The sequence below is a fragment of the Streptomyces sp. NPDC002785 genome (genome assembly GCF_040295565.1).
GTDB lineage: Bacteria > Actinomycetota > Actinomycetes > Streptomycetales > Streptomycetaceae > Streptomyces.
In genome coordinates, this window is sequence record NZ_JBEOVN010000072.1 from 25,336 (window position 1) to 31,824 (window position 6,489).

Here is a 6,489-nt window from a genome sequence, read left to right on the forward strand (position 1 = left end):
GACCAGGGTGGTGCGGGCGACCAGGGTGGTGCGGGCGACCAGGGTGGTGCGGGCGACCAGGGTGGTGCGGGCGACCAGGGTGGTGCGGGCGACCAGGGTGGTGCGGGTAACCAGGGTGGTGCGGGCAACCAGGGTGGTGCCGGTAACCAGGGTGGTGCGGGCAACCAGGGTGGTGCGGGCAACCAGGGTGGTACCGGCAACCACGGTGGTACCGGCAACCACGGTGGTGCCTCGGACGGCGGTGTGACCGGTGGCGACACCGGCTCCACCACCGGTAGCGCCTCCTCCGGCTCCGCGACTGGTGGCGACACCTGCACCGTCGACCTCGACGGTGCGAAGTGCGCGGACAACACCACTCCCGACTCGGCCGGCAACCAGCCGGTCGAGCAGAGCAAGGGCAAGGACGAGCTCGCCGAGACCGGCGCCGCCGAGACCACGTTCCTGCTGGTCGGCGCCGCGACGATGATTGCCGGAGGCATCGGCTTCCGGATCCTGCCGCGCCTGGTGAACGGCCGTACGGTCGCCTAAGGGGCGCCTGCGGTACAGCTACGCACAGAGGGGCCGGGAATGCCTGTCGGCATCCCCGGCCCCTCTGCGTACACGTACACGCTCTTGCGGGTGGACGGACGGCCTCGGCTACACGGTCTGGTGCGCCAGCAGTGCCAGCGCGCCCAGCAGCACCACCAGCAGGGCCACCAGTGTCACAGGGCTCAGTCCCGCGAACACTCCCTGCCCCTGTTCCTGCTGCAGCCGCGCGCGGCTTGCCCGGCATACGGGGCATCGGCCCTCGTTCACGGGTGCCGCGCAGTTTGCGCACACCAGTCGGTCATAGGTCATGCGCTTTCCTCCTCCCGCGCGGCGGAGCCGCATACGCCTTCACTCCGCACAACGCTCATGGAAACGCAACCGTTCCCCTACCACTGTGCCAGCTCGCGCGGATTTCGGCGCGGCCCGCCGGACATCACCCGTTCCGTAGGGTTTCGGCCCCCGCTTTCGACCGGTGCCGTTCCGCCATAAATCACCCATTGCCGGACGTGCGCCTGCACGCGTCAGTCCGGTTCGCGTATGGTCACGCACACCTACTCCCGGCCGACCGTGGTGCATCCGTGATCCGATTCGACAACGTCTCCAAGACCTACCCGAAGCAGAGCCGTCCCGCTCTACGGGATGTGTCTCTCGATATCGAGAAGGGCGAGTTCGTCTTCCTGGTGGGCTCCTCCGGCTCCGGCAAGTCCACCTTCATGAGACTCATCCTCCGCGAAGAGCGGGCCAGCCAGGGCATGGTTCACGTCCTGGGCAAGGACCTCGCGCGCTTGTCCAACTGGAAGGTGCCGCACATGCGACGCCAGTTGGGCACGGTGTTCCAGGACTTCCGCCTCCTCCCCAACAAGACCGTCGCGGAGAACGTGGCGTTCGCGCAGGAGGTCATCGGCAAGCCGCGCGGTGAGATCCGCAAGGCGGTGCCCCAGGTTCTCGACCTGGTCGGCCTCGGCGGCAAGGAGGACCGGATGCCCGGTCAACTCTCCGGTGGTGAGCAGCAGCGCGTGGCGATCGCGCGGGCGTTCGTGAACCGTCCGATGCTGCTGATCGCGGACGAGCCGACCGGCAACCTCGACCCGCAGACCTCCGTCGGCATCATGAAGCTGCTGGACCGGATCAACCGGACCGGCACCACCGTGATCATGGCGACCCACGACCAGAACATCGTCGACCAGATGCGCAAGCGCGTCATCGAGCTGGAGCAGGGCCGTCTCGTACGCGACCAGGCCCGCGGCGTCTACGGCTACCAGCACTGAGCATCGAGCACTGAAAGGACGCCATGCGCGCCCAGTTCGTCCTGTCGGAGATCGGCGTCGGCCTCCGTCGCAACCTCACGATGACCTTCGCGGTCATCGTCTCCGTCGCCCTCTCGCTAGCCCTGTTCGGCGGCGCGCTGCTCATGCGCGAGCAGGTCAGCACGATGAAGGACTACTGGTACGACAAGGTCAACGTCTCGATCTTCCTGTGCAGCAAGAGTGATGTGACCTCGACGCCCAAGTGCGCCAAGGGTGCTGTCACCGCCGAGCAGAAGAAGGAGATCGAGGGCGACCTCCAGAAGATGAAGGTCGTCGACACGGTCACGTACGAGTCGGCCGACCAGGCGTACAAGCACTACCAGCAGCAGTTCGGCGACTCGCCCATGGCGAGCAACATCACGCCGGACCAGATGCAGGAGTCGTTCCGGGTCAAGCTCCACGACCCGAAGAAGTACAAGGTCGTCGCCACCGCCTTCGCCGGCCGTGACGGGGTGCAGTCCGTCCAGGACCAGAGATCCATCCTGGACAACCTCTTCCAGCTGATGAACGGCATGAATGTGGCCGCCCTCTTCGTGATGGCGCTGATGCTGGTCATTGCGCTGATGCTGATCGTGAACACCGTCCGGGTGTCCGCGTTCAGCCGGCGGCGCGAAACCGGCATCATGCGGCTCGTCGGCGCCTCCGGCTTCTACATCCAGATGCCGTTCATCATGGAGGCCGCGTTCGCCGGTCTCATCGGTGGTGTGCTCGCCTGCGTGATGCTGCTGGCCGGCCGGTACTTCCTGATCGACGGCGGTCTGGCACTGCAGAGCAAGCTGAATCTGATCGACTTCATCGGCTGGGACGCGGTCTTCACCAAGCTGCCCCTGGTCCTGGCAATCGGTCTGCTGATGCCCGCCGTTGCGGCTCTCTTCGCGCTCCGCAAGTACCTGAAGGTGTGACAAGCGCCCCTGCGGCACACGGCCAACCGGCCGTGTGCCGCAGGGGCGTTGTCCTAGACTCGACGCCATGTCGGGCCCCACACAATGTTTCGGGCTCCGCGGTGTGCGCCGCGGAGCTGCCCTGACATTGGTCTTCGCGACCGTGCTGGCCACCGCGGCGGCCACCGGCTCGCTGCCGCACGACGATGCGAAGACCTCGGGCATAGCGACCCGTTCCGTCGCCTCCACCGCCGACGGCGACGAGGTGGCCGCTGCCGCCGCCCGGGCCGTGGCCGACGGCGAGTCCGGTGAGGAGGCGGCCGAGAAGGTCGTCAGCCGCAGCGGCGACCGCTGGGGCGCGGTGTACGACGAGCGGCAGTACGAGGAGTTCGAGCAGGCCCTCGACGGCTCGTACACCGGTGTCGGGATCGCCGCGAAGCGTTCCGCCGACGGGATGGTCGAGGTGGCCCGGGTCCAGCCCGGCGGCCCCGCCGACCGCGTCGGCATCGAGCCGGGCGATCTGCTCCGTACGATCGACGGCCACCGGATCGACAAGCGCCCCGTCGCCGAGGCCGTGGCCCTGCTGCGCGGAGACCGTACAGAGGCGGACGCGGGCACCATCGTCGTGCTGGGGGTTCAGCGAGGCGCCGCCCTTCGGACCGAGACGCTGCGCCGGGCCACGCTCGCCACCGAGGCCGTCACCGTGCGGCGCATCGCGCCGGACGGGTCCGATTCCTCCGCAGCCGTACTGATCGAGGTCGACTCGTTCACCAGGGGCTCGGGCGCCAAGGTCCGCGACGCGGTCCGGGACGCACCGGCGGGCGCCGGGGTGCTGCTCGATCTCCGCGGCAACTCCGGCGGCCTGGTCACCGAGGCCGTGACCGCCGCCTCCGCCTTCCTGGACGGCGGCCTGGTCGCCACGTACGACGTGCACGGCGAGCAACGCGCTCTCTACGCACATCCGGGCGGCGACATCGTCCGCCCCCTCGTCGTCCTCATCGACGGCGGCACGATGAGCGCCGCCGAGCTCCTCACCGGCGCGCTCCAGGACCGGGGGCGCGCCGTCACCGTCGGATCGCGCACCTTCGGCAAGGGTTCGGTCCAGATGCCCAGCAAGCTCCCGGGCGGCTCGGTGGCCGAGCTGACCGTCGGCCACTACCGCACCCCGGCGGGCCGCGGCGTCGACGGCCGCGGCATCACCCCGGACCTCGCGGTCAGCTCCGGGGCCGAGCGGCGGGCCGAGACGGTATTGAGTGGCCTCGGGGGTGGGTCGTAGTGCGAAAATGGTCGCACTATGGCTAAGGACAAGGACAAGGACACGGGGCGCAAGCTCATCGCGCAGAACAAGAAGGCGCGGCACGACTACCACATCCTCGACACCTACGAGTGCGGTGTCGCGCTCATGGGTACCGAGGTCAAGTCGCTGCGGCTGGGCCGGGCCTCCCTGGTGGACGGCTTCGTCCAGATCGACGGGGGCGAGGCCTGGCTGCACAACATCCACATCCCCGAGTACGTGCAGGGGACCTGGACCAACCACTCGGCCAAGCGCAAGCGCAAGCTGCTGCTGCACCGGGCGGAGATCGACAAGCTGGAGTCGAAGTCGGGCGAGACGGGCCACACGATCGTGCCGCTCGCGCTGTACTTCAAGGACAGCCGGGTCAAGGTCGAGATCGCGCTGGCCAAGGGCAAGAAGGAGTTCGACAAGCGGCAGACCCTGCGTGAGAAGCAGGACCTGCGGGAGACCAACCGTGCGATCTCGGCGGCGCGCCGGCGTCAGCGCAGCGCATAGCCGGGGAGCGTACGGGCGGGCCGGCAGGAATAGGCTGGCATCGTCGTGCGTTGGTCACGTACGATGGCACTGCACCTCACAGCGGGTGCGTGTTTTGAAAAAACAACATGGGGATGATCGGTTTCGACAGCGGATGTCGAAGCAGGGGAAGCGAGTCGAGGAAGCGGCAATGATCTCGTAAACCATATGTCGCAACCAATAATCGCCAATTCCAAGCGCGATTCCTCCGCCTTCGCCCTCGCTGCCTAATTAGCAGCTAAGCGAAGACTCTGCGGAGTGTCAGCCCGGGGTTGATCCCGACCCGGATCCTGACATCATCAAGGGATCTAAACTTCTGGACCCGGCCACGGGACCCAGAAGGAAATCAAACAGTGGCTGGGCCCGTCGGCAGCTTGTTCGCGTGACTGCCGGGGCCGAGAAAAGCGCAGCGAACTGCACTCGGAGAAGCCCTGGTTCTGCACCGTTGGACGCGGGTTCGATTCCCGCCATCTCCACAATTCCCATGTGAACGAGGACCCCGTTGCCCACCGGCAACGGGGTCCTCGTTTGTTTTCCGGCCCTCTGGCCTGCGATTTCGTCGTAGAGCAGGGGGCACCCCTCTATGCGGGAGCACCACGGGAGCACCACGCTTATGAGCACTGGCAGAGCGCCAGCAACGAGTTCGGTGCGGGCGCTCTGAGATGTGCCCGGTCCTCGTCCTCTCCCCCACGTGCCCATGCCTGCCACACGCCGGCCAACCGCGCGCCTGCGGCCCGTTGTCGCGGCAACAAGCGCGTGGTGCCCCACCGCCGCCGGCCCATCACGCAGTCGAACCCGGCTTCCGTGTCCTCGGCCCCGAGGGGGCCTGCGGGCCGGGTCCGGGCACGACGCTCCCCGCTCATCAGGGGGATGTCCGTGGGCGGCTGATGTAACCTCCGCACCACCGTTGTCAGCCGCGGGGCTCGCGGGGGGTTGCGAGCTGCTGCCGGTTTGCTGTGCTGAAGTGAGTTGTGGTGGGTGGGAGTGGGTCCTGTCGTTTCGTGGTGCCGGGGCCTTGCGGGGTGGCGGTCCGGGACCGTCTCAAGCACCTCACGCCCCACGACGAGAACGTGCTCCGCGCGGTCGGTGAGCATCAGGGCCGCCTCGCCTCGCGTGACCTCAAAGCTCGCTGCGCGGATGGCCTGGAGCACAGCGCGGACACCTGGGCGTCACGCAAGCGGAACCTGACCGCACTGTCGTCGTCACGGATCGCGGGTGCGATCACCAAGGCCACGCACGATCAGTGGGCACTGGCCCGCCGCTGCCAGGCCGCACACATCCAGACACTGGAAGTCGGAATCAGGACGCTGCGCCACCGCCTGTCCCTCCCGGTCGGGGAACCCGGGACGAAGCGGGCCCCGGGCGGCTACCGCTCCAAGGGCGAGTGGTTCAGTAAGTCCAGGCGTCTCGCCGCGCTGGAGGCGCGGCATGCGGCCGTTGTCGCCGACCGGCAAGCCGGACGGGTTCGTGTGGTGCGGGGCGGCAAACGTCTCCTCCATACCCGCCACCACCTCACCAAAGCTCGGCTGACCGAGGGGCGGTGGCGGGAGCGCTGGGAGGCGGAGCGCTGGTTCATCGCCGCCGATGGTGAGTCGGGGAAGCGGTTCGGGAACGAGACGATCCGCGTCACTCCGGACGGTGAGGTGTCCATCAAGCTGCCCGCCCCGCTCGCCCACCTGGCCAACACCAAACACGGCCGGTACACCCTCACCACCCGGATCGGCTTCGCGCACCGGGGCCAGGAGTGGGCCGACCGCATCACCGCGAACCGGGCCGTCGCCTACCGCATCCACCTCGACACCGACCGCGGCCGCTGGTACCTCACCGCGTCCTGGCAACGCCCCGTCGTGCAGACCATCCCGCTGGAGACCGCCCGCGCCCGGGGCATGATCGGCGTCGACACCAACGCCGACCACTTCGCCGCCTACCACCTCGACCCACACGGCAACCCCATCGGCGACCCGCA

At 68.2% G+C, this 6,489-nt stretch carries 6 protein-coding genes, 1 other RNA gene and 1 pseudogene; 7 read left to right on the forward strand and 1 reads right to left on the reverse strand.

Going from position 1 to position 6,489, the window contains the following annotated elements:
- Positions 1–528, forward strand: a 528-nt coding sequence (locus ABTZ94_RS18770) for an LPXTG cell wall anchor domain-containing protein (protein WP_351202171.1), incomplete at its 5' end; no start/stop codon positions are given.
- A gap of 108 nt (positions 529–636) precedes the next feature.
- Here ABTZ94_RS18770 and ABTZ94_RS18775 read toward each other — a convergent pair.
- Positions 637–837 carry a hypothetical protein gene (locus ABTZ94_RS18775; RefSeq protein WP_351202172.1) on the reverse strand — a complete coding sequence of 67 codons (201 nt, stop codon included), beginning with the start codon at positions 835–837 and terminating at the stop codon, positions 637–639.
- A gap of 269 nt (positions 838–1,106) precedes the next feature.
- Here ABTZ94_RS18775 and ftsE point away from each other — a divergent pair, with 269 nt between their 5' ends.
- From ftsE to ABTZ94_RS18805, 6 genes and pseudogenes are all read left to right on the forward strand, one after another.
- Positions 1,107–1,796: a cell division ATP-binding protein FtsE gene (ftsE, locus tag ABTZ94_RS18780; protein WP_351202173.1), complete on the forward strand. Its 690-nt coding sequence runs from the start codon at positions 1,107–1,109 to the stop codon at positions 1,794–1,796.
- Positions 1,797–1,819: 23 nt separating this feature from the next.
- Positions 1,820–2,737, forward strand: a complete 918-nt coding sequence (gene ftsX, locus ABTZ94_RS18785; RefSeq protein WP_351202174.1) for a permease-like cell division protein FtsX — start codon at positions 1,820–1,822, stop codon at positions 2,735–2,737.
- 67 nt (positions 2,738–2,804) lie between these two features.
- Positions 2,805–3,992, forward strand: coding sequence for a S41 family peptidase (locus ABTZ94_RS18790; protein ID WP_351202175.1), 1,188 nt, complete (start codon positions 2,805–2,807; stop codon positions 3,990–3,992).
- A gap of 18 nt (positions 3,993–4,010) precedes the next feature.
- Positions 4,011–4,505, forward strand: a complete 495-nt coding sequence (smpB, locus tag ABTZ94_RS18795; protein WP_351202176.1) for an SsrA-binding protein SmpB — start codon at positions 4,011–4,013, stop codon at positions 4,503–4,505.
- A gap of 109 nt (positions 4,506–4,614) precedes the next feature.
- Positions 4,615–5,002: a transfer-messenger RNA gene (gene ssrA / locus ABTZ94_RS18800) on the forward strand.
- Positions 5,003–5,494: 492 nt separating this feature from the next.
- Positions 5,495–6,489, forward strand: a pseudogene (locus ABTZ94_RS18805) (IS200/IS605 family accessory protein TnpB-related protein); the annotation flags it as partial.

What these genes read in the sequence shown, in the direction of transcription:
- ABTZ94_RS18775 (WP_351202172.1), bottom strand. Translation starts at nt 837, where the DNA reads ATGACCTATGACCGACTGGTGTGCGCAAACTGCGCGGCACCCGTGAAC.
- ftsX (WP_351202174.1), top strand. Translation starts at nt 1,820, where the DNA reads ATGCGCGCCCAGTTCGTCCTGTCGGAGATCGGCGTCGGCCTCCGTCGC.
- ABTZ94_RS18790 (WP_351202175.1), top strand. Translation starts at nt 2,805, where the DNA reads ATGTCGGGCCCCACACAATGTTTCGGGCTCCGCGGTGTGCGCCGCGGA.
- smpB (WP_351202176.1), top strand. Translation starts at nt 4,011, where the DNA reads ATGGCTAAGGACAAGGACAAGGACACGGGGCGCAAGCTCATCGCGCAG.